This window comes from Brevibacillus fluminis, from assembly GCF_003710825.1.
Classification (GTDB): domain Bacteria; phylum Bacillota; class Bacilli; order Brevibacillales; family Brevibacillaceae; genus Brevibacillus_D; species Brevibacillus_D fluminis.
The window spans coordinates 434,028-455,710 of sequence record NZ_RHHQ01000008.1; the positions used below are offsets into that span (position 1 = coordinate 434,028).

The window sequence follows — 21,683 nt, forward strand, 5'->3', positions numbered from 1 at the left end:
TCCGTAATTATTGCTACATTTGTACCGCAATCAAGCTGATAGTGGAAGCGATTGAGAAGCTGTAACTCCCGGCTTTCGGAATCACTTTGAACTACAGGTCATACAGCGGTACGAGCGTATAGCAACGGGAAACCGGATAAACCCAAATCAAGGTCCCATCTGCATCGCTCTGATCACTCGAACAATACGATAATAAAATGAGATTGAGCTGGAATTTCAGCATGCGCAGGGAGCTTCTTAAACAAGCTCCCTATTCTTTTGAAGAAACATATTGTCGAAAACTAACGATTGAATCTCCTCTTGCTTGAGGTTTTATAATCGGGACCGGGGGCTGATGCGTTAGGTCAGATATCTTTCAAAATTATGTCGTCATGTAGATTTTTTAAACAACACAGAACAAGGGGGCTGTAACATGGTAAAGAAGAAACAGAGATTTCATGGCCTTATTTTAGGATTACTCATTATGATATGTACGTCGTTGGTGGTTGCATGCAGCGCACAATCAACCACACCTGAACCAAATCAACAGCCAGAGGCTGACAAACCAAAGACAGGCGGAACCATCACTGTGGCTTACGCAAGTGAACCAGATACCTTAGATGTTCACAAGTCAAGTGGCGGCGATATGGGTATTACTTTGAATATGGGTGGATCGCTGGTCTACAAGGATCCTGTTACAAAAGAATTCAAACCTTATCTCGCAAGTGATTACAAGATTTCGGAGGATGGAAAAACGTACACCTTTACCATTCGTTCTGGTGTTACGTTTCACGATGGAACACCTCTGACTGCCAAGAGTTTTAAAGATACCTTTGAACGCATTAAGAATCCGAAAACAAAAGCAAAACAGGCAGGAATGGTTATGATGCCGGTGAAGAGCATCAGTGCCCCTGATGATAAAACCCTCATCCTTGAATTACATGAACCCAATGTGTCGATTCTTGAAGATTTGGCCTCTAGTATAACTCAACCACTATCCATGAAGGCCATTGAAAAATATGGCGAGGAATATGGTCGAAATCCTGTGGGAATGGGTCCATGGAAGTTTGAGAGTTGGAAGCCTGAGGGGGTTACATTGGTTCGCAATGAAGCCTTTAAGTGGCCCATGCCGCTCAATGAAAATCAAGGACCTCCAAGAGCTGATAAACTGGTGATCAAAACAATTCGAGATAAAAGTGTTTTGTTGCCCGCTTTGGAAAACGGTACCATCGATGTTGCATTCGATGTACCCGCAAAAGATATCAAGAAGTATCGAAATAACCCAAAATATCAGGTTATGGAACGCTTACGTGCTGGGATACCTTTTAGTTTATATATGAACTTGACAAAACCGGAGTTCCAGGATATCCAAGTCCGAAAAGCAGTCAATATGCTGGTTAATAAACAAGCGATGGTCCAGGCGGTTTTGATGGGTGAAGGAGAAGTTGCCCAATCGTTGTTATCCTCTTCAACTTTAGGGTATGATAAGTCATTGGAAAAATACGGGTACCAATACAATGTGGAAGAAGCGAAGAAACTCCTTGACGCTGCTGGATGGAAGGTAAACGGAGAAGGTCTGAGAGAAAAGGATGGAAAAGTATTTACCCTTTCCTTTTTGATTTCGGCTAGGTTTGAGAAGCAAGCTCAGTTGTTGCAAGCAATGATGGGCGAGGTGGGTATCAAAGCCACCATTCAAAATTTAGAGGAGTCAGCGTATATTGATGGACTATTTAAAGGAAATTTTGATGTGACGCTGGCTAATTTTAGTTACGATGACCCTGATGCTTTATACCAAAGTTTCCACTCTAGCCAAATTGGTGCTGGCTTTAACATAATTGGTCTAAAAGATGGCAAGCTGGATGCCTTATTAACAAAAGGACGTACAACCGCTGAAACGGAAGCCAGAAAACAGGTATATGTAGATGCCCAACAACATCTCCTTGAGCAAGCATATGTTGTTCCCATCTATAGTGACAAAATCTTTGTGGTAGTAAGCTCGCGAGTAAAAGGAGTGAAATGGACGTCTAATCTTCCCGATTACCAAGATAGTTGGGTAGATAAATAAACGGCGTCTTTACGTCTGCGTCAAGAACCTAATCGATACGTTACAGGAATAGCATCTTTTTTAGAATGACTTGGAAGATTGCAACCGAGACAAGATTAAAATATTGCATCAGACGAGGGTGAATGATCGATGAATTTTCAACATGTGATTGATAAGGTGCCAGACTACAAGGTTTTTCTAACAGTAGATGAAATGGATGAAAGCACCAGAAAGCTAGCTGAAGAGTTTCCTGATGCTGTAACCGTATTTGAGGCGGGAAAGTCCCGCGATGGACACCCTATTCAATGTATCAAAATCGGAGACGGGCCAAAAAATGCGTTATGCTTTGCCTGCCCGCATCCTAACGAGCCAATTGGCGCGATGACGATGGAATATCTCTCCCGCGCATTGGCAGAGGACAAAGCTCTGCGCGACGAGCTGGGCTTCACGTGGTACATCATCAAATGTGCTGACCCCGATGGTACGCGGCTTAATGAAAATTGGTTTAAAGGACCATACAATATTTTTAACTACATGAGAAATTACTATAGACCTGTCGGCTACGAGCAGGTGGAATGGACTTTTCCGTTTGAATATAAAGAATATCGCTTTGACAAACCAATGCCTGAAACGCAAGTGCTCATGAAAATCATAGACGAGACTAGACCTGAGTTTATGTATTCTCTGCACAATGGGGGGTTATGCGGTGCTTATTGGTACATTTCGCACGATTTTCCAGAATTATACGAGGGATTTCACAATTCAGCGAGGAAGCAGGACGTGCCTTTAGATCTAGGAGAACCAGAGACGCCATTTGCGACAGAGTTTGCTCCGGCCATCTTCAGTTTAAACGGGCAAGACGAATACTATGATTATATGGAGAAACATACAGGAAAACCTCCGACACTTGATGTGGGGGCAGACAGCCACACATACGCCTCTGCGAAAGCGGATTGTGTAACATTAATCGCCGAGCTGCCATACTTTTTCGATCCACGAATAGAGGATCAGAGTGACTCAGATATCTCCCGCAGAGAGGCAATTCTGACCGAAGCAGATCAAAGTGAGGCTTTTAATGAAATGCTGGAGGGACTTGTGGGTGTCATAAGGCCCTATATTTCGCAGGATAACCCGTTTTTCAAGTTGATGGACCCCTCTTCCCCGGGACGCAAAGAAGGGAACGAAGCAAAGAGAAAAAGGGCAATGAGCGATCCTGATTTTGAAAAGCCGGCAAAGGGTTCCCAAGTTTTTAGCAGTTTCGTGGTATCGAAGTTTTATCGAGGATTGAGATTAGGACTGGCGGTCCGCACTTTCGAATTTGAGCTAGAGCGGCTAGCAAAGGAAGGCTCAAACGACAAAGAGGCAATTACAAAATTGAAAGCAGCGCTGCAAGAAGGGCTGAGCAAATTGCAACAGCTTACCGACGAACTGGAACGAGAACTAAACTACACAGTTATTCCCATTCAGAAATTGGTACGTATTCAGTTGGAAAGCGGTTTACTAGTTTCCAATCACATCGGCAAGAATCGGTAGTCTTGCTGATTAAAAGCAAATAGGAGGGGGCACTCCCCTCCTATTTGCTATTAAAGGTTGCTTAATTCGCCAGCACTTCTATAACGATAACCACCACAATAACAAACATGAAAGGTGGCACCATGAGAACCTTGCCTATTGGTCTCCCTATGCTTACTGTACAACCGATACCTACTGTCTTCTCTATGAATAGGGATGGATCATCTGGATTGTAATAAAAAGTCCCCAGCTTCCATGTTACTTACTTCAAACAAAACAGTTTCATCTTGATCTGTCGGGGTTATTTGATTTTCTCAGCCAGCTCCAAAATAATTCCTTCTGGCCCACGAACATAACATAACTTATAACTTTCTTCATATTGCTGTATCTCACTAAAGATTTCCGTGCCCTTCTTTTTCAATTTTGCAACAATGGCTTCAATATCATCAACAGCAAATGCAATATGTCGGATACCCAGCGTATTTGCAAAGGGTTTCTGAATATCTTGTTCATCTGACGGCGTATAAAATTTGACTAGCTCTATCCATGCCTGACCGTCTGGCGTTCGCAATCCTACACATGCTGTTTTAACGTTAGTAAGCCCAACTACCTGACCCACCCACTCTCCTTCCATTTCCCATTCCCCGTGCACTTCAAGTCCCAAATCCAGAAAAAACGCTTTAGCTGCTGAAAGATCATTTACGTTTACACTCACATGATCTAATCGATGGATCCTCATATCCCATACCTCCTAGACCTAAAATTAACACACGTGTATTATAAAGATTTCTTCTCGATTGCTAATAGATTTTCCTCTTGATCCAACAAACTGGGGCGTTTGTTGGAAGACTAGAAGCATCTGTTCAATTCAGTTTTACTACTAATAAAACCTGTTTAGCGCTCAATTGTCCTGCCAGTTCGCTTAACGCGCTTCCGGTCTACAACATTATTATCCAGTCCAATACTTTATTAATCCGTCTAAGACTTTATTATCTCTGCAATCTGTTAGTCCAACTACCCTATCACTTTCCCTCTTGATAAATTTCCCAACATCAATTACAATACGTTTCGTATCGTATTAAAAATAAACACAAGCGAGGTTCCTCATGTCCCAGGATCATATTCACTCACAAAAGCCATCACCCGGCCGTCCCCGAAGCCAAGAGGTGACCCATGCAATTCTTTCAACAGCAATTCGTTTGATGGAACAACATGGATACAAAAAGCTAACGATGGAATCGATTGCCAAAGCTTCGGGAGCCGGAAAACAAACCTTATATCGTTGGTGGCCAACGAAAGCGGCGCTGGTTCTGGAAGCCATGAAATCGCAATGTGAGTTGGAAATTCCCGTTCCTGATCACGGAAATGCCAGACAGGACCTTTGGGAATACATCCAAAATACATGCAATCTCTTAAACGGGCCAACAGGCAAAATGATTGCCGCGTTAATTGTTGAATCACAGTTTGATGAAGATTTCTCTCACATGTTCCATAAAGAATTCATTTCTTCACGGAGAGAAGCGCTTACAAGCATTTTGCAGAAAGGGGTGGACCGAGGGGAGATTCACTCTTCACAGGAATTGAATTTTCTCGCTGACCTTTGCTACGGGCCCATTTGGTATCGACTCTTAAATCGCCATGCTCCATTGGACGAAGCATTTACTCAAGAGATTGTAACCACGATACTCTCATTAAAAAATTGAAAGGTGTGTATGAAATGATCGTTCTATCTTTCTATTACAAGCACGCGGTACCTTTTGACGCAGAATATTATATGAACAAGCATGTTCCTATGGTAAAAGAAGCAATTGTGGACATGGGAGCAACGAAATGCGAGGTGAAAAAGTTTCTGACGGCACCAGATGGCTCAACCCCGCTCTATCAATATGCATTCAGCATATTTTTCGAATCGCGGGAGGCTTTGGACCTCTTTTTCGCCCATCCGAAACTGCCAGAGTTTCAGGCAGACGTTCCCAACTACTATGAAGGCAATCCAGACGTGTATATCGAAAAACTGCTTCAAGCATAAACTCCTCCGGATGAAACCGAAAAACAGCCCTGCCGCCATATGGCAGCACGGGCCGTTTTTGCGGGCTCGCCTTTTAGTCCAGCTGTCGGTCTAGCTGCAAAACCGCCTGCAAAAAGAAATTGGCGACCGTCTCGATGTCCTCGGGCAAGCTGTATTCCTCGGGGCAATGGCTTTTCCCGTCGATGCTTTTCACAAAGATCATCGCCGATTTGGTGATGGCCCCCATGTGCACCGCATCATGGACAGCCATGCTGGCGAGCGTCAGGCACGGCTCCCCGATCGATTGAGCCGTCTCCTGCAAGATCGAGACGAGCTGCGGATCGAAAACGGCGGGCTTTTGGGCTTGCAGCACGCGCTGTTCGACCTCGACGCCCCGCTTCCGGGCGATGTCAGCCCAGCGTTCTCGTATCCGGGCCCCCACGGCTAGCATTTCCTCCTCGTTTTCACCACGAATCTCCAGCGTGAATTCCACTCGTCCCGGCACGATGTTGACGGCATTGGGGAACACCTGCAGCTGACCGACGGTACCGACCAGATCGGATGGCGTGCTTTTGCACAGCTGTTCCACCGCCAAAATCATTTCGGCTGCCGCTACCAACGCATCAAAACGGTGCCCCATCATGGTCGTTCCCGAATGATTTGCTTGTCCGCTGACCGTAATTTTGCTTCGGTAAATGCCGACTGCCGTATTGACGGCGGCGATGGCGATATTTTTTGCTTCCAGTCGCTTGCCTTGTTCGATATGAAGCTCGAGGAACGCCTTTTTCTCCTCCTGCAACGACCCCAGCTCGGCAAACCGTCCTAAATCTCCACCTGCCTCTTGCAGCGCATCCGCGAGCAAACGTCCCTGCGAATCGCGCGCGTGCTGCAGCTGTTCGGCGGTCAAGCGCCTGACAAAGGCGCGGCTGCCAAACGTCGAATAGCCGAAATCGTTCGACTCCTCCGCCGTAAACGAGACGATCTCCAGGTCATGGGACAGCGTCACATCGGATTCGATCAATGTTTTCATAATTTCCTTTGCGACCAACACACCGAGAGCCCCATCGTATTTGCCGCCGTTTGGCACAGTGTCCAGGTGCGATCCGATAACGATCGCCCCTTGTTTTTGCCCGCTGCCCTTCCGTCTCGCCCAAATGTTGGCCGCCGCATCGATTGTGACGGCGAGCCCCATCGCTTGGAGCTCTTCGACAAAAAGCCGCCGCACCTCCAGATCGGCTGCTGAAAAGCTGGGGCGTGTCACCCCACCACGCTCATCTTTGCCGTACTGCGCGTAGTTTTCCAAATCTGCGGTTAACCGCTCCATGCTGATCCGCATAGATGTCTTGCTTCCTCCTGCCTGTGTCTCCCTATGGTGTGGCATCCTTATTCATCGCCCTTCACCCCATAGGATGGCGCAAGCATCGGCGTGAGCGCCCGCGTTTTGTAGGCGTCGGCCAGCGGGCGGTACATCGTCCACAGCTGCTTCATCGCTGCAAGTGGATTTTCGCTGTCATCCACGCGCAGGTCGATATACGCAAACGGGTCGTCGGTATAGACGATCAGCGCGATGGAGCGCTCCTGATCCAGCTCGCCGCCCAGCTCATAGCCCGTTTCAATCGATGCGAGCAGCCTGTCGGGCAAGGACTCCCCTGACAAAGCCAGAAAGCGGCGGCCCATCGCCTCGGGGATCGAAGAATCGCACAGCAAATTCCCTACGCTCGCCACATTCGGGGCGCAAAATTGCCCATGAATGCCGAGCGCCTTTTCGCCGGAAAACACGGCGGAGCTTCCCGCTGCGTCCACGACCGCAAGCTGCCTGTATTCGGGATAAGGGGAAGCGGCTTTCATCGCTCTTAGCGCGGATTCGGCATCGTACCCCTTTTCTAACATCATAAGGCCGATTTCGGACAGCCGCGGATCGGTCACGTTTTGCGACAGGATCGCCCCAGTCCTCGCTTTGATTCGCGGGCAGCGCGCGCCCACCGCCGGACTGCTGGAGGTTACGATAATCCCCAGCGCCCCGGTCGACTCGCATCGTCCCGCGACGGAAAACGTGCTGGTTATCAACATTTGCTACACTCTCCTTCCGTCTGAGAGCGGCGGATTATTCGCCACCGCTTCCTCCGCCGACCACAGCTTCCACATCGATCTCAACCAGCATTTCCGGCAAAGCTAGGCCGTTGACGATCAATCCGGTGCTGCACGGGTACACGCCTTTGAAATGCTCGGCGATCACCCCATACGCTTTGCTCCGATAGGAACGATCGGTCAAATACACGGTGATTTTGCAAACATCGTTCATGCTGCCGCCAGCTTCCTCCAGCAGCTGCTTGATGCAGCGGCACGCATTATGGGCTTGTGCCTCCACGTCCCCTTCCCCGTGGAAGTTGCCGTCCAAATCAAACCCGGTTTGCCCGCGCATGATAATGTGGTTTCCGGCCCGCACGACCATGCAAAATTCATTTTTGATATGGTGACTCTGTTCGCCCATATGGGACGGATAAAAGTTTTTGGTTTCGAATTTGCGAAAGCGTTGGATGTTCATGATTGCTTTTCCCCCTCAATTGATTGTTTGTATGTGTGCGGAAGCGGCCAGCCTAGCAGCCACTCCGCTTCCGCCGTTTTGTTTTGCATGAGCAGCGTGCGAATTCTGCTCGATGAAATGACGGTGCCTGCCTCACACAGGACCGGGTCCAGCACGCGGACCGAAAAGCGCTGGCGCAATGTCTCGATGTCGCCATCCCGATCCCGGCCAAACCGGAAATCGGAGCCTTCCCATATTTCCAGCGGATTCAAGCCCGCCAATTCCTCGAGAAAAATCGGCACTCCGCGCGTCACGTAATTGGCGTCAAACGGAGCGATGACGACATGATCGACCCCGAGAAGCATTAGCCTGCGGATTTTTTCCACTACCGTCGTGAGCAAAAGCGAATGCTGAAAATAAATGCGCGGCGGAGGATCGAACGTATAGACAACCAGCGGCACACCCAGCTCTCTGGCGCGTTCACGCCCGTGACGGATCAATTCCTGATGGCCCCGATGCACGCCATCCAGTGCGCCGATCGTGAGCACCGATGCAGGCAGCTGCAGCGTTTGGGGTGGATGAACATGCATCTGAACCACTCCTGTTCGTGTTCGGCGTGTTTTGCGGCGCCGGAATCCTTACACCTTGATCTTCTGCGGCATCAAATCCGCCGCTTTGCGCACCATCTCGCGTGCTGGCGAAAGATCAAAGCTTTTGAAGGCGTGCAATGCTTGCGCGAACGGCGGGCTTTGCGCAAACAGCTCAAAGGTGACCTTGTGCCCGGCATATGAGGAGTTGAGCAGATCGCGGGCAAAGTACAACAGCTTGCTGCGCTCCTCCGCGCTCCATTCGCCGACGGAATAATACTGGTCGATGTACTGCTGAATTGCTGGATCGGAGATGGTGGCGGCATCGGGCGTGACTGCCAATTGTCCGCCCACCAGCTCGCGGGTCAAATGCGCCATCGCTGGGAAGTTCGCCAAGGCGAAAATCCTTCCCGTATACAAGAGCGACTGATTCGGCATCATCAGACCGCCCGGACTTTTTTGCGCGTCCGCTACCGCTGCGGTCAAATGCGCATTGATCGTCTCGCGGTAGCCGATCAAGGAAACCAGCTTCTCCTTAACCGCCGGCAGCTTGGTCAGCCCGGTCTGTTCGACATTCAAGAGCGCGGTGCCTAGCAAAAGGTCAGCGCGGCGCAAAATGCGCAGGACGTAATTGAACGCGGAGTATCGGTGCAGCGTCTCGCGGATATATTGGGCAGACTCGATGGAGCGGTGGAACAGCACGTTTTCCCACGGGATCAGCACGTCGTCGAAAATCAGCAGCGTGTCGATTTCATCGAACTTGGTGGACATCGGGTAATCTTTGGGGTTGCGTCCCTGCCCCAGTGAGGAGCGGCAAATATGCTTCAGTCCAGGTGAGCCCATATCGCAGATGAAGCCGCAAGCGTACGGTGCCATATCAGAGGCATCGTCAGACCAGTTGGCGATGGTCGGCTTGACGAACGCCTGGTGGGCATAAGCGGCGGCCGTTTCGAACTTGGCGCCGCGCACGACGATCCCTTTGTCCGTCTCCTTTACCACATGCAGGAGCGTATCGCTCGTTCCACTCAACACCTTGCTGCGGTCGCCTTTGGGGTCAGTATTGGCGGAAACGTGGAACAAATCTTTGCGTGCGACCCGATCGACGTGCCGTTTGATATTGTCAGCATAGGTTGGATCGATTTGATTCAGCCGCTCCTGCGCATCGTAAAGCGACCACATTTCCCCGATGGTCTCATCGCCGACACGATACACCACGCCGCCCAAATCATCGAGCACCGTCTCCACATAGCGGCGGATTGCGGTCAGATCTTCTTTTTGCGTCGGCAGCTTAAACGCGCGACAAATCGTATCCCCATCCGGCAGCTTCGCCGTGACGATGTCGCGGTAGCGCCCCTCATGGTTGATGTCATACATCCGCGCCTTGGCGTCGACAATCGGCTTGAACGCGGGATGCTCCGCCACGTTTTTCACTTTCTCCCCATCGATGTAAACCTCTCGCCCGTCCTGCAGCGATCTGCGATACTCATCGCCTGTCAGCAATGCCATACTCTCTCTCCCCCTCAATTTTGCGTTTTCGTTAAATGCTGCCTCCTGCGCTGTCGATCAAATAGCGCCCAAGCCGCTTTGCCTCCTCGCTGTGGCGTCGAATCAAGCGTTTGGCGGTTTCCAGCTCGCCGTTTTTAAAAGCAGCGGCCAATTCCACATGGTCGGCAGCGAGTTTGCCCAGCTCCTCGCGCGCCAGCGGATCATTCGCTTCCAGCGCGATGCGGAGCGCACCCGTCATGACGGCCTCGGCGGTGAGCCGGCGGTATGCTTGAAGCAGCGTTGCATTTTTCGCGACGGCGACCAAATAATCGTGAAACGACGTATTCGCCTCGATGTAACGATCGATCGCTGCCGGGCTGTCATCAGGCTGCACCATCGTTTCGCGCAACCGTTTGGCGAGCTCCGCCAGCTCATCGGCAGACAGCTTGCCTACGGTCTGCTCAGCCGCAGCAATTTCCAATGCGCAGCGCGTATCAAGCGCATCGTTGAGCGAGCGGGCATCCAACGGATTGATCAAATAGCTTCCATCCGCTTCCCGTGTGACCAGCCCTTCCGCCTCTAGCCGTGTCATCGCATAGTAGATGGCCTGACGGGGCGCATCCAGCTTGGCGGCGAGCTTGGTGATCCCAAGCGGCTTCGCCAGCTCTACCTCCCGGGCCAGCACCAGTCTGCGGATCGTGCGATACACCGCCTCGTCGCCCGCGCCTTGGAAGCGGCCGAACTTGCCACGATAGTATGCGAGGGGCTTCCCTTCCTCCGCCGACGCGTTCTGTACCTCGGCAAGAAAGATGGAGTGCGTGCCGCCCGTCACTTCCTCGACCATGCGGCATTCCAGGTTCGCCAGCACGCCTGCCAGAAGCGGCTCGCCAAGCTCACCATAGCGGATCGCGACACCGACGAATTTATCCGTATTCGGTTTGGAAAACTGAATCGCCACTTCGCCCTGGTCTTCATGCAAAATGTTGACGCCGAACACCTTTGACTGCGCGATGGCTTCACGCGTACCCGTCTTCCGGTTCACGCAAATGAGCAGCATCGGCGGATCGAGCGACAGGCAGGTGACCGCGCTAGCCGTCAGGCCGTAATCCGTCTCATTGTGCCGCGCCGTGATGACCGTGACGCCGCTTGCGAAATGACCCATCACATGCTGGAACACGTCCCGTTCCACAAACCGGCTGTTATCGTTGCTCTCGTTTGCCAGAGTCATGATTGTCACCCCCTTTTTTGTGCGATGTGCTTATGATCCGAACCAGCCGCTCGGTTTCACCTGCAGGCTGATGTTAATTTGCTTGACTTCCGTGAACTCGTCAAACCCGTATGTGCCGAGCCCTCTGCCCATCCCGCTTTGCTTGTAGCCGCCCCATGGCGCTTCGCTGTAGGCAGGGTGGAAATTGTTCACCCATGTGATGCCAGCGCGCACTTTTTTGATTACGCGCAGCGCTTTTGCTCCGTCGTTCGTAAACACACCCGCAGCGAGGCCAAACACTGTGTCATTTGCCAAGCGGATCGCCTCGGCTTCATCCCGGAAGCGCTGCACAACCAGCACCGGGCCAAAAATTTCTTCCTGAACGATTTTCATGTCGGGCGTCACATCGGTGAAGATCGTCGGCTCGACGAAAAATCCTTGATCGTAGCCCGGGCCTTGCAGTCGCTTGCCGCCGCATACCAGTCGGGCGCCTTCCTTTTTGCCCGTCTCGATATAATGAAGTACCGTCGCCAGCTGCTCCTGGCTAACCAGCGGTCCCATCTCGACCTGTGGATCGGTTCCCTGGCCAACACGGATGTTTTTCGCCCGCGCGATAAGCTCTTCCATGAAGCGGTCATAGATGGCATCTTCCACCAGAAGGCGAGACCCTGCCGAACACACTTGCCCTTGGTTGGCAAAAATCCCGAACAGCGCGTAATCGACGGCGGTGGCAAAATCGGCGTCGGCGAACACGATGTTGGGCGACTTGCCGCCCAATTCCAGCAGCAGCTTCTTCAGGTTGCCTGCCGATCCGTGCAGAACGGAGCGCCCTGTCTCCGTACCTCCTGTGAACGAGATTTTGTCCACGAGATGGCTCTCCACCATCTCATTACCGACCGTCCGCCCGCTGCCCATCACCAGATTGGCGACCCCTTTCGGCAGTCCGACCCTATCGATTATTTCGAATAGTTTGACGGATGTGATCGGCGTGACTTCCGACGGTCGGAACACGATCGTATTTCCGGCAGCAAGCGCGGGCGCGATTTTCCACGCGGCATTGAGCAAAGGAAAGTTCCACGGCACGATCAAGCCGACCACACCGATCGGTTCGCGCACCGTCAGCGCTTGCGTGTTCGGGTCGGGCACCGGATATGTTTGCCCGTACGGCTTGGTCGCAAGCCCGGCGAAATAGCGGAAGCAGGCGATAGAATCCGCGATGTCATGTCTGGATTCGCGCAGCGGTTTACCGTTATCAAGCGTTTCTAGCTGGGTGATTTCTTCTGCTTGCGCCTCCAATTCGTCGGCGATCGCAAACAGGTAGCGCGCCCGTTCGACGGCTGCGATCTCCGTCCATTCCCCTTCATCAAATGCTTTTCTCGCAGCTAGGATCGCTTCCTTTGCGTCCCGGGCATCACCGGAGGCTGCATGTGCGATTACCTCTCCTGTCGCCGGATTGATCACCGTCTTTGTTTGGCCGTTCTGCGCATCCACCCATTCTCCGTTTACATACATTTTCAGCAGCATGTTCATCTTCACTTCCTTTTTCGAATGTGATGCCACTCAACTTTCCTGCAGCACTTGGCTTTCGATATAGGTGAGTGCGTAATCAAGCGCATCCATCGCTTTGTCGACATCCTCCCGGGAGACGTTGAGCGAGGCGCCGAGACGCAGCGTATTCGGCATCGCGCCGCCCATCAGCACGCCTTTTTCCAATGTTTTGCGGCCGATGATTTTGGTCGGGAACGACTTGAGGTCGGCCTGGTGCGAGAAGTTACGGTCGCTTTCGATAAACGGTGTCAGCTTTTCGTCTTTGACGATCTCCACCAGCCACAGCACGCCGTTGCCGGAGATTTTGGCGATGGACGGATGCTTTGCTTTCAAGGCGTACAGCTTTTCCTGCATGTAGGCGCCCGTTTTCCGCGCCTTCTCTACAAGGTCTTCCTCGATGATGTACTCCAGATTGGCGCATACCGCTGCCATCGCGACCGGATGTCCCGCATACGTCGAAATCGTCTCCCAGCGGTGCTGGTCCATGAAATCGGCGATCTCCTTGCTGACGATAACCGCGCCAGCAGGGATGCTTGAGCTGGACAGCCCTTTCGCAGTGGTGATGATGTCAGGATGCACGCCATAGTGCTGGTAGGCAAACCATTTGCCCGTGCGGCCGAAACCAGTCAGTACCTCATCGGCGATCCACAGTATCCCCATGTCCTTGGTCAGCTTGCGGATTTGCGGCACATACTCTTCAGGTGGATGGACCGCCCCTGCGCCCTGCACCACTTCCGTAATGACGGCGGCAACCCGGTCTTTGCCATAGTTTTCGATCATGCGCTTCGTGTACTTCACGCAAGCGAGCTCCCCGTCTGCGTCTTTGCATGTTTCGTAGTTGTGGCCGAGCGAGCAACGCATACAGTTGGGCGAGGGTGCCGTCAGCACAGAACCTGTCAACGTGCCCGGCACCTGGCGCACCGTCGTTTCCGCATTCGCCTCCGCGATGCCGCAGTTGTTCGCGCGGATGCGGGTCGCGGCATTCGATCCTCTCGTCCAGCCATGATAGGCGAATTCGCGCGTCACGATGATCGGACGATTCGTGTACACTCTGGCGATCAAAAGCGCCGTTTCGACCGCTTCGCTTCCGGTCGAGACGAACCGGACTTTTCCCGCCCAGCCTTCTTCACCCAAAATGTCCTCGATGATCATTTTGGCGGCCTTGGATTTGTAATCGGTTGCATAAGCGTCCCAGACAAAACCGTAGCGATCGAGCGCTTCCTTGATTGCGTTATTGATTTTTTCGTTGCGCTGTCCGGCATTCACACAGTAAAGCTGGTTGAAAAAATCGAGGATCCGCGTGCCGTCAGGGGTGATGAGGTAGTCGCCTTCCGCTGATTCGATCGGAAACGGCGTGTACTCATCCTGTGTGGCAAACGTACGCATAATATACTTTTTGTCCCATTCTTCCACTTGCGACCAATTCATTTTGCTCATCTTCTCCCTCATTTCGCTCGTTGATTTTGATCAGATTCTATACTGATGGATTTACTTGACGAACGTTCGTAAGTTTGATTATAAAGAGGGGTCAATTTAAATGCAATAATTTTTCGAAAATTTATTCGATTATAATCCAGAATAAGGATTTTCCTTCCAGCGCACGATATGGATACTACATGCAACCAAAAGGAACCAATGTATGAACTCTCACACGATCTCAGTTCTGCAACTCGGGATGCTGCTCATTACCGGAACCGGCTTGTTGAATCACGTGACGATTATTCCTGTTTTGCTCAATGTGGCTGGCAAAGATGCTTGGCTCTCCGTTTGTTTCACGGCAATCTGCGGCTTCCTCTGGCTCGTCCTGCTCCACCGTTTGATCAAGGCTACTGATGGACGCCCTTTTGTCCAGTGGCTTTGGGAACGCTGGGGCGGTTGGGCATGGCTCGTGCTCCTTCCCCTTCTTTTCGCCTTATTTGGGGTGGGTGCCACGACGCTAAAGGAAACAACAGACTGGACGCGCGTGAATTATTTGCCTTCCACTCCGGTCATCGTGGTGGTCAGCACCTTTGTTCTCGCCTGCATGGCGACCGCTCGGTCCGGGATTAAAGTGCTCGCCATCACCAACGGCATCCTCCTCCCGTTCATCGTGGTTTTCGGCTACTTCGTGGCGATCGGCAATTTTCCTCACAAGGACTATTTGTTGCTGCTGCCCGTCTTGGAAAACGGGTTCGGACCCGCCCTGAACGGCATGCTCTATGCCGGAAGCGGGCTTTGCGAGCTGTTCTTTGCATTGCTTTTGGGCCATACCGTCAACGGGCGAGTACGGTATCGGACGCTCCTGTTGCTGCTCGTCATACTGGTTGGCTTGACCCTCGGCCCGCTGACCGGCGCAATCGCCGAATTCGGAACGGTGGAAGCGAGCAAACAGCGCTATCCGGCCTATGAGCAGTGGAGAATCCTGCAGCTCGGACGCTTCATCGAGCATGTGGACTTCTTTTCGATCTATCAATGGTTGTCCGGTGCTTTTGTGCGCATCTCCCTTTCCCTTTGGCTCATCGCTGATTGCCTGTCCGTTTTCTGCCAAAATCGGCGGGGCATCGTGCTGCTTGCGAGCGGTGCTGCCATGGCTGCATTCGCGTTGGCGCCGATTCCTGATTCCATTCTTTTCGAGCTGCAACTCACTTCATTTTTGCCTGCTAACCTAGCAATTTTCGCAGGCATTTCGCTTATCCTTTTCATCGTCCGGCTATTCTTTCCCCGCCACGGAGGTGTACAGCCATGACCGACGTTGATTTCGGCAAATGGTTTGCCGATTGTCCCGATGTGAAGGTCGATCCACACATTTTCCCTGCAAACCGCACGGTCAGCCTGATTTATTGCGTCAACCTGTGCGATCTCCAGCAAATCAACGAAACCGTACTTCCCGCCTTGTATCGGGCATCCCCGGAGCTTGATATGCGGACGCTTCCGTTTCAGATGCTCCCGTACACGGCCCCGGTCACGGCCACCGCATTCGCTCGTGAAATTTTTGCAGGAATGCTGATTGTGGTGATTGGGGATGTGCAACAAATCTACATGGTCCCCCTCTCCAAATCGCCCAACCGTAACATCGAGGAGTCTGCGATCGACATTTCGATCTATGGGCCGCGCGATGGCTTCGTCGAGGATTACGGCATGAATCTGGCTCTGATCCGCAAGCGATTCCGCTCCCAGTCGCTTGCGGTTGAAGAATATCTCGTAGGAAAACGCAGTGCGACAAAAGTGGGCTTACTATACGTGCAGGATATTGTGAACCCCTCCTTTGTGCAAAAAGTCCGCAGCCGGCTGTCGGCGATCGATATCGACTCGTTGATCAGTGCGGCACAGTTGCAGGACCTGCTGGGCGGGCGCCGATTTTCATTTTTTCCGCTGTTTATTTTTTCCGGGCGTCCGGATTTCGCCGTCGATTGCCTGAGCCGTGGCCGATTCCTACTGCTTGTGGAGGGATCGCCGCTTGTGATCATCGCTCCAGCGAATCTGTTTCTTGTGCTCAAAACGCCTGAGGATTCGCATTTCCCGTTTTGGATTACCTCGGTGAGCCGCGTGCTTCGCATTTTCGGCTTGCTGATTTCGATATTGCTGCCTGGGTTCTGGATCGCCCTCACTCAATACAACCAGGATCAGCTGCCATTTCCACTGCTCGCTACAATTACCCAGACACGGATCGGACTGCCTTTCCCTGCATCGATGGAGCTGTTTCTCATGCTTTTTTTGCTCGACTTGTTCCGTGAAGCAGGGTCGCGCCTGCCGCGCTCGATCAGCCAAACATTGACCGTGGTTGGCGGCATCGTCATCGGGGATGCAGCGATTCGCGCGGCGCTCATCTCGCCGTCCTTGCTGATCGTCGCCGCCCTCTCATCCGTCGCGAACTACACGCTATCGAATCAAGCGTTGGCCGGGGCTGTCAGCATGCTGCGCATTGCTATTTTTCTCGCTTCTTCCATTCTCGGCATGTACGGGTTTGTTTTGTCGGTTATCGTGCTGATCCAGCATCTCGCGGCGCAGCAATCGTTCGGGCTCCCTTATTTGACGCCCATATCGCCCTTGTCTGTCCGCGACGCCGTGTATGGCATCGTCGCCAAAAACTGGCGCTTGCTCCGGAGACGACCTGACTTCCTCGACACTCTCGATTCCACGAAGGAAGATGGACGACGATGAAAAAGAGACGAATGTTCGTTGCTGCGTTCGCCTTCGTGAGCCTATTCTCCCTTACCGGCTGTTGGGATGCGAAGGAGATCCAGCATATCAATTACATCACGGCGCTCGGCATTGATTATGAGAAAAACAGGTTTATCGTGTACGCCCAGATGCTCGATTTCACGAGCGTTGCGAAGCAGGAAGGCGGCAAGCCGAGTGAACCCGCGCATGTATGGGTCAGCAAGACCTCCGGCATTTCGATCAACGAGGCGATTGACAAGCTGTATCAAAGTGCGCAGCAACTCTTTTACTACAGCCATATCAATGCGATCATCTACAGTGAAAACGCCTTGCGGAATGCAGGTGACGTCCTTTTCGACTTGACCAACCGGTACCGTGAAATCCGCTATACGAAATGGGCATTCGGCAGCCGTGCGCCGATGGAGCAGTTGTTGAGCACGACTCCGTTTTTTAACGAATCGCCGCTCTCCTCGGTCCTCCACGAGCCAAAAGAAACGTATCGGCAAAATTCATATATCATGCCCCTTCAATTTCAGCGCTTTATCTCGTACTACAATGAAAAAGGCAAGACAAGCTATTTGCCCACGCTCGCCTTAAATCACTCCACCTGGAAGGATAATCTGAAAAAGCACACACTCCTTGAAGTGAACGGTAGCTTCTTCCTTGATCATCAAGGCCGGCTGAAAGGTTTTTTGTCGCACGCAGATTTGATCGGTCTCCGCTGGTTCAATCCAGATACGACCCGCACTCCGCTTTTCCTGACCAAAAACGGCAAATTCGTCGCCACCATCGTGCTCCGCAAGCCAAATGTGAGCATAGAGCCTGCCAAGGATGTCGGTAAATTGGCCTTTCGCGTTCATATTCGCTTAACCGGAAGCGTGAACGAGCTGGGGCAAACGATTGCGGAAGCCGAGCTGCGGGAGCTTGCCCAAAAACAGGTCATCAAGGAAATCAAAGAAACCTATGCGAAAGGACTCAAGCACCAAATCGACTTGTACCAGCTCGGCTACTCGCTGTATCTGCATGACCCTGCGACCTGGAAGACATATTTCGGTTCCAAACAGGCATTTCCCCTGCAGCCAGACTCACTTGAACCATTGACGGTAACGGTCATGATCGAAAATACCGGCAAGTACCATTTGCGCAAATGACAACAGGCCAAAAGCCGATCCGGCATGCTTCCAAGTCGGTCGGCTCTTTCGTGTTTTCCTTGCGAATATTCCGTCGTTGCAGGTAAAATTTGTCATGTCACCTGTTAAAGTGTCTCTACATCAACCGAATCAAACGAGAAAGGAGTGACACGATGAAAAACAAGATCGTGCTCGCAGGCGGCTCCGGCTTTTTAGGCCATGCCCTTGCCAAATGTTTGACAGCAAAGGGCTATGAGGTCGTCATCTTGACGCGCGGCTCTGCCGGGACAAAAGCGTATGGCCGCAGCGTCCAATGGGACGGTCGTACGCTGGGGGAATGGGCGCAAGAGCTCGACGGCAGCCTCGCCGTCGTCAACTTTACCGGCAAAAGCGTGAACTGCATCTATTCGGAAAAAAATCGCGAGGAAATCGTCAGCTCGAGGCTCGACTCGGTTCGTGTCATCGATGAGGCCATTTGCGCTTGCAGCGAACCACCCGGGGTTTTGGTGCAAGCCGGATCGCTTGCCATCTTTGGCGATACGACAAGCTTGTGTACGGAAGAATCCCCGCACGGCACCGGGTTTTCGGTGGAAGTCTGCGAACGGTGGGAAGCTGCTTTTTTCGCGCGGCAGCTCAACCGTACACGGAAGGTGTTGTTTCGCATCGGCTTTGCATTAGGTCGGAATGGAGGCGCGCTGGAGCCATTGATTAAGCTGGCAAAGCTGAATTTGGGCGGCACCGTCGGCTCCGGTCGCCAATACATCAGTTGGCTGCATGTGGACGATTTGAACGAAATGTTTTTGGCCGCCATCAAGGAAGAAGCCATGAGCGGTATTTACAATGCGACAGGACCTGCCCCCGTGACAAACCGTGAATTCATGGCCACGCTCCGGCGGGTGATGAACAAGGGCTGGGCCCCTGCCGCACCTACTCCGCTGGTCAAGCTCGGCGCCTATCTGTTCATGCGCACCGAACCGGACCTTGCCTTGACGGGAAGAAATTGTGTGCCGCAGCGCTTGCTGGACTATGGATTTGCTTTCCGTCATACGAATTTGGAAGAAACGTTGCGGGATTTGTTGCGGGGGTAAGCTTTGGCAAGACGCGTTTTCGCCCGCACCAGCCTTCCAGCCAAAAAAGTGCAGGTGGTGGGAGTTATGTGGAAATATGTACAGTTTCTAGTCGGCCTCGTTAACCTCGGATTGGCGTTCCGGTGTCTGTATACGCCGTACGCCGCGCGGATCGGCCCGATCGGAAACGGCCCGAATGAAAAAGTCGTGTGGTTTCAGTTCTCTCTCTATCTGCTTGGCGCCCTCTGCTTCATGGGCCTTGCCTTCATCACGTTTTGGCACGAAAAAAGGCGCGAAAGCGAAAACGACTAGGCATCACGGCGCCGCACCTCATACAAAAAAGGCACAGCCGCTGCTTTCACTCAGACGGTTGTGCCCCTCGGTCATTTAGTTGCTGCTGATTCCCCGCCAGTACACCTTCCATGATACATCCAGCCGCGTGAAAAACTTGTCCACCCCTTGATAGATCAGCTCGACAATCAAGCCGTCAAGCAGGTTCATATACGAGATGGCGCCTTCCTTTTCCGTGACGGCAAGCGGGGTGGCTGTCGAGGAGAATTGCTGCTGCAGCACGTGCTCCAGCGCCTGCAAATATGTCTCGAACGCCCCCATCACACGCTCGTGCAAATGAACGGGCGGGTAAAAGGCCATCCGCAGCAGAAAGCTGAGATGGTAATCGTTGAAATAGCGCTCTTTGATTTGCTCCAGAAACCGGTACAAGATGTCATGGAGCGAGCTGTCCATGTTCTTTTCAAAATATTCGTTCATCCATTCGATTTCGTGCCGGATCGCTTCCTCGAACACGATCAGGAACAAGTCATCCTTGCTTTTGAAATGAGAGTAGATGGACTGCTTCTTGATCCCCACCTCATCCCCGATATTCGCCAGCGACGTGCCGGCGAACCCATGATCCACGAATTGCTTCAAAGCGACGAATTTGATTTGATTGGCAGTCATTTGTCAGGCTACACCTTTCTTTTCGCGAACTAGAGATCGATTTTGAAGATTGCGCGCGGACGTCCGCTGCTCGAAGGGCTTTCCTCGCCGATTCGCCGCGCCACTCCCGCGTTTTCCAGATTGGTCAAAATCCGCCGCGACGCCCTGGGGGTGATTTTTAGATGCTGGGCCAGCTCGGCGGCCGACAGTTCCGTCCGCTCCAGCTTTTCCATGACATGCTTCACCTTGCCGAAGGTCGCCGGGCTGACACCGGCTTGCTTGGCAATCGCCAAGAGCCGTTCGTCAATCTGGTAGGCGAATGAGAGCGGGCTATCGTGATCGAGCGGCCCGTTGACCTCCCCAGCCGCCGTCACCAAAAAGCAGCAGCCTCCCCCGGATTCCTGCGCATACTTGAGCGCGATCCTTGCGTGCGTCTCCGCTTCAATCCCGGTCTGGCCCACGCCGATGCCTACGCTGATGTGCACAGGCAAATGCTCGAGCACCCATTCCGGTATCGGATTCGTCAGCTTGCCGTCCGTATAGCGCTGATACGCCCCCTGTGTGGTGACGAGCAAAAACAAGTCTTTGCCAAGCGAGGTGAACGAGCCTTCGATCTCCTGTGCATAGTCCAGCAAACGCTTGTACAGCTCCAGCTGCACCTTTTGCGCCTCGTATTCCGATCCCAAATGTGCTACGAGGTCACCGAACCGGTCGATGGTGATCAACTGGATGAGAATCTGGCCTTTTTGCGCGTATTGCAGCATGCCGATTCGCACGGCTTTTTCCAAACACTCGCGGATGATCGATTCGGTCGGACGAATGCGGAACACCGGCACGTCATGCTGCTGCAAAAACCGATAAACAGACCGCATCGTGGTCAGCGCCGTGTCGACCTTGCCTTCCTTCCACAGACGCAGATGAAAGCGGCCCCACTCCTCCGAATCCGTGCCGCTTGTTTCCAGAGAACGGACATGCACCTCGGAAAACGGAACGCCGAGCTCCTGGTACACGTCCCGCACGTCCTGCTCCGCCAGCGTGTCCACACTGACTCGCTGCAGCGATTTTTGATGGTGGAGCGCCATGTCAAACAAGCTCCGGTACAGCGCCACCCCTGTGTGCGGTATGTAGAGCAGCGGCTTGGTGCCTTCGTACTCGCTGTTTTGGACGATTTGAAACGGGACCTCCCCGGAAAACAGAAACACATCCACATCGCCTGCATGCGCTTCTACGAGCTTCGGCGCATCATTGACATCCTCGTACTCCCAGAACGACCATGTGGCCTCGGGAAAAGAGGCGGCGATTTTTTCGATGATTTGCAAAGAGTCTTTGGGACCGATCATGCCTACGCGGATTTGTTTATTTTTCGTCATAAGGGTCCTCTTTCGTTCGCATGCGCCGTTTTTTGAATACCCCCATTATACAAAAAAAAGGCAGGATGAAACCATCTCACCCACGCTGAAGTTTATCCCTCGATGGAGAAGAGCCCCCCTTGCCGGCTGACGAGGGGGGCTTTCGT

General features: G+C 52.4%; 20 protein-coding genes. 9 read left to right on the top strand and 11 right to left on the bottom strand.

The genetic code is table 11. The features are described 5' to 3' along the window. Positions 1–412: 412 nt before the first annotated feature. Positions 413–2,044, top strand: coding sequence for an ABC transporter substrate-binding protein (locus EDM56_RS11440; RefSeq protein ID WP_122918027.1), 1,632 nt, complete (start codon positions 413–415; stop codon positions 2,042–2,044). A gap of 129 nt (positions 2,045–2,173) precedes the next feature. Next, positions 2,174–3,556 carry a M14 family zinc carboxypeptidase gene (locus tag EDM56_RS11445; protein WP_122918028.1) on the top strand — a complete coding sequence of 461 codons (1,383 nt, stop codon included), beginning with the start codon at positions 2,174–2,176 and terminating at the stop codon, positions 3,554–3,556. 280 nt (positions 3,557–3,836) lie between these two features. Here the strand turns inward: EDM56_RS11445 and EDM56_RS11450 are convergent, their stop codons facing one another. Further along, positions 3,837–4,274 (bottom strand): VOC family protein, encoded by a 438-nt coding sequence (locus tag EDM56_RS11450; RefSeq protein ID WP_122918029.1) that lies wholly within the window; start codon positions 4,272–4,274, stop codon positions 3,837–3,839. A gap of 367 nt (positions 4,275–4,641) precedes the next feature. Here EDM56_RS11450 and EDM56_RS11455 point away from each other — a divergent pair, with 367 nt between their 5' ends. Both EDM56_RS11455 and EDM56_RS11460 read left to right on the top strand, forming a co-directional pair. Next, entirely contained in the window at positions 4,642–5,238 is a 597-nt protein-coding gene (locus EDM56_RS11455) for a TetR/AcrR family transcriptional regulator (RefSeq protein ID WP_122918030.1), read from the top strand. Positions 5,239–5,252: 14 nt separating this feature from the next. Then, positions 5,253–5,564, top strand: a complete 312-nt coding sequence (locus EDM56_RS11460) for an EthD family reductase (RefSeq protein ID WP_122918031.1) — start codon at positions 5,253–5,255, stop codon at positions 5,562–5,564. A 73-nt stretch (positions 5,565–5,637) separates the two neighbouring features. On the opposite strand, the gene EDM56_RS11465 is transcribed toward EDM56_RS11460, so the two are convergent. From EDM56_RS11465 to EDM56_RS11500, 8 genes are read right to left on the bottom strand one after another with little or no spacing between them, the layout of a single operon-like run. Next, on the bottom strand, positions 5,638–6,879 hold the full coding sequence (locus EDM56_RS11465; protein WP_122918032.1) for a Zn-dependent hydrolase: 1,242 nt from the start codon (positions 6,877–6,879) through the stop codon (positions 5,638–5,640). Between the two features lie 47 nt (positions 6,880–6,926). After that, positions 6,927–7,613 (bottom strand): DUF1028 domain-containing protein, encoded by a 687-nt coding sequence (locus tag EDM56_RS11470; RefSeq protein ID WP_122918033.1) that lies wholly within the window; start codon positions 7,611–7,613, stop codon positions 6,927–6,929. A 34-nt stretch (positions 7,614–7,647) separates the two neighbouring features. Continuing rightward, positions 7,648–8,088 carry a RidA family protein gene (locus tag EDM56_RS11475; protein ID WP_122918034.1) on the bottom strand — a complete coding sequence of 147 codons (441 nt, stop codon included), beginning with the start codon at positions 8,086–8,088 and terminating at the stop codon, positions 7,648–7,650. Next, positions 8,085–8,657 carry an FAD synthetase gene (locus EDM56_RS11480; RefSeq protein WP_122918035.1) on the bottom strand — a complete coding sequence of 191 codons (573 nt, stop codon included), beginning with the start codon at positions 8,655–8,657 and terminating at the stop codon, positions 8,085–8,087. Before EDM56_RS11480 ends, EDM56_RS11475 begins: the two co-directional genes overlap by 4 nt. A 48-nt stretch (positions 8,658–8,705) precedes the next feature. Beyond that, entirely contained in the window at positions 8,706–10,160 is a 1,455-nt protein-coding gene (locus EDM56_RS11485) for a 4-hydroxyphenylacetate 3-hydroxylase family protein (protein ID WP_122918036.1), read from the bottom strand. Between the two features lie 31 nt (positions 10,161–10,191). Next, complete coding sequence (locus tag EDM56_RS11490; protein WP_122918037.1) at positions 10,192–11,367, bottom strand: flavin reductase; 1,176 nt, start codon at positions 11,365–11,367, stop codon at positions 10,192–10,194. Positions 11,368–11,397: 30 nt separating this feature from the next. After that, positions 11,398–12,870: an aldehyde dehydrogenase family protein gene (locus EDM56_RS11495; RefSeq protein ID WP_122918283.1), complete on the bottom strand. Its 1,473-nt coding sequence runs from the start codon at positions 12,868–12,870 to the stop codon at positions 11,398–11,400. Positions 12,871–12,906: 36 nt separating this feature from the next. Continuing rightward, the gene (locus EDM56_RS11500; protein ID WP_122918038.1) at positions 12,907–14,331 is read right to left on the bottom strand and encodes a class-III pyridoxal-phosphate-dependent aminotransferase; all 1,425 of its coding nucleotides are present in this window, start codon (positions 14,329–14,331) and stop codon (positions 12,907–12,909) included. Between the two features lie 202 nt (positions 14,332–14,533). On the opposite strand from EDM56_RS11500, the gene EDM56_RS11505 reads away from it, so the two are divergent. The 5 genes from EDM56_RS11505 to EDM56_RS11525 all read left to right on the top strand — a co-directional run bounded on the left by EDM56_RS11505 (position 14,534) and on the right by EDM56_RS11525 (position 19,543). Then, positions 14,534–15,619 (top strand): endospore germination permease, encoded by a 1,086-nt coding sequence (locus EDM56_RS11505; RefSeq protein ID WP_122918039.1) that lies wholly within the window; start codon positions 14,534–14,536, stop codon positions 15,617–15,619. After that, the gene (locus tag EDM56_RS11510; RefSeq protein ID WP_122918040.1) at positions 15,616–17,034 is read left to right on the top strand and encodes a spore germination protein; all 1,419 of its coding nucleotides are present in this window, start codon (positions 15,616–15,618) and stop codon (positions 17,032–17,034) included. The genes EDM56_RS11505 and EDM56_RS11510 overlap by 4 nt, the downstream gene beginning before the upstream one ends. Beyond that, positions 17,031–18,185 carry a Ger(x)C family spore germination protein gene (locus EDM56_RS11515; protein ID WP_122918041.1) on the top strand — a complete coding sequence of 385 codons (1,155 nt, stop codon included), beginning with the start codon at positions 17,031–17,033 and terminating at the stop codon, positions 18,183–18,185. The genes EDM56_RS11510 and EDM56_RS11515 overlap by 4 nt, the downstream gene beginning before the upstream one ends. Before the next feature lie 152 nt (positions 18,186–18,337). Next, on the top strand, positions 18,338–19,252 hold the full coding sequence (locus EDM56_RS11520) for a TIGR01777 family oxidoreductase (protein WP_122918042.1): 915 nt from the start codon (positions 18,338–18,340) through the stop codon (positions 19,250–19,252). Between the two features lie 66 nt (positions 19,253–19,318). Beyond that, positions 19,319–19,543: a hypothetical protein gene (locus tag EDM56_RS11525; protein WP_122918043.1), complete on the top strand. Its 225-nt coding sequence runs from the start codon at positions 19,319–19,321 to the stop codon at positions 19,541–19,543. Between the two features lie 75 nt (positions 19,544–19,618). Here the strand turns inward: EDM56_RS11525 and EDM56_RS11530 are convergent, their stop codons facing one another. Continuing rightward, positions 19,619–20,188 carry a TetR/AcrR family transcriptional regulator gene (locus EDM56_RS11530; protein WP_122918044.1) on the bottom strand — a complete coding sequence of 190 codons (570 nt, stop codon included), beginning with the start codon at positions 20,186–20,188 and terminating at the stop codon, positions 19,619–19,621. 29 nt (positions 20,189–20,217) lie between these two features. Then, positions 20,218–21,537 carry a helix-turn-helix domain-containing protein gene (locus tag EDM56_RS11535; RefSeq protein WP_122918045.1) on the bottom strand — a complete coding sequence of 440 codons (1,320 nt, stop codon included), beginning with the start codon at positions 21,535–21,537 and terminating at the stop codon, positions 20,218–20,220. Positions 21,538–21,683 lie beyond the last annotated feature (146 nt).

Excerpts from the sequence above, each read along its gene's own strand:
- EDM56_RS11535 (WP_122918045.1), bottom strand. The coding sequence starts at position 21,537 with ATGACGAAAAATAAACAAATCCGCGTAGGCATGATCGGTCCCAAAGAC.
- EDM56_RS11505 (WP_122918039.1), top strand. The coding sequence starts at position 14,534 with ATGAACTCTCACACGATCTCAGTTCTGCAACTCGGGATGCTGCTCATT.
- EDM56_RS11515 (WP_122918041.1), top strand. The coding sequence starts at position 17,031 with ATGAAAAAGAGACGAATGTTCGTTGCTGCGTTCGCCTTCGTGAGCCTA.
- EDM56_RS11485 (WP_122918036.1), bottom strand. The coding sequence starts at position 10,160 with ATGGCATTGCTGACAGGCGATGAGTATCGCAGATCGCTGCAGGACGGG.
- EDM56_RS11530 (WP_122918044.1), bottom strand. The coding sequence starts at position 20,188 with ATGACTGCCAATCAAATCAAATTCGTCGCTTTGAAGCAATTCGTGGAT.
- EDM56_RS11525 (WP_122918043.1), top strand. The coding sequence starts at position 19,319 with ATGTGGAAATATGTACAGTTTCTAGTCGGCCTCGTTAACCTCGGATTG.
- EDM56_RS11475 (WP_122918034.1), bottom strand. The coding sequence starts at position 8,088 with ATGAACATCCAACGCTTTCGCAAATTCGAAACCAAAAACTTTTATCCG.
- EDM56_RS11500 (WP_122918038.1), bottom strand. The coding sequence starts at position 14,331 with ATGAGCAAAATGAATTGGTCGCAAGTGGAAGAATGGGACAAAAAGTAT.
- EDM56_RS11460 (WP_122918031.1), top strand. The coding sequence starts at position 5,253 with ATGATCGTTCTATCTTTCTATTACAAGCACGCGGTACCTTTTGACGCA.
- EDM56_RS11445 (WP_122918028.1), top strand. The coding sequence starts at position 2,174 with ATGAATTTTCAACATGTGATTGATAAGGTGCCAGACTACAAGGTTTTT.
- EDM56_RS11470 (WP_122918033.1), bottom strand. The coding sequence starts at position 7,613 with ATGTTGATAACCAGCACGTTTTCCGTCGCGGGACGATGCGAGTCGACC.
- EDM56_RS11450 (WP_122918029.1), bottom strand. The coding sequence starts at position 4,274 with ATGAGGATCCATCGATTAGATCATGTGAGTGTAAACGTAAATGATCTT.
- EDM56_RS11510 (WP_122918040.1), top strand. The coding sequence starts at position 15,616 with ATGACCGACGTTGATTTCGGCAAATGGTTTGCCGATTGTCCCGATGTG.
- EDM56_RS11465 (WP_122918032.1), bottom strand. The coding sequence starts at position 6,879 with ATGCGGATCAGCATGGAGCGGTTAACCGCAGATTTGGAAAACTACGCG.
- EDM56_RS11490 (WP_122918037.1), bottom strand. The coding sequence starts at position 11,367 with ATGACTCTGGCAAACGAGAGCAACGATAACAGCCGGTTTGTGGAACGG.
- EDM56_RS11495 (WP_122918283.1), bottom strand. The coding sequence starts at position 12,870 with ATGCTGCTGAAAATGTATGTAAACGGAGAATGGGTGGATGCGCAGAAC.
- EDM56_RS11520 (WP_122918042.1), top strand. The coding sequence starts at position 18,338 with ATGAAAAACAAGATCGTGCTCGCAGGCGGCTCCGGCTTTTTAGGCCAT.
- EDM56_RS11440 (WP_122918027.1), top strand. The coding sequence starts at position 413 with ATGGTAAAGAAGAAACAGAGATTTCATGGCCTTATTTTAGGATTACTC.
- EDM56_RS11455 (WP_122918030.1), top strand. The coding sequence starts at position 4,642 with ATGTCCCAGGATCATATTCACTCACAAAAGCCATCACCCGGCCGTCCC.
- EDM56_RS11480 (WP_122918035.1), bottom strand. The coding sequence starts at position 8,657 with ATGCATGTTCATCCACCCCAAACGCTGCAGCTGCCTGCATCGGTGCTC.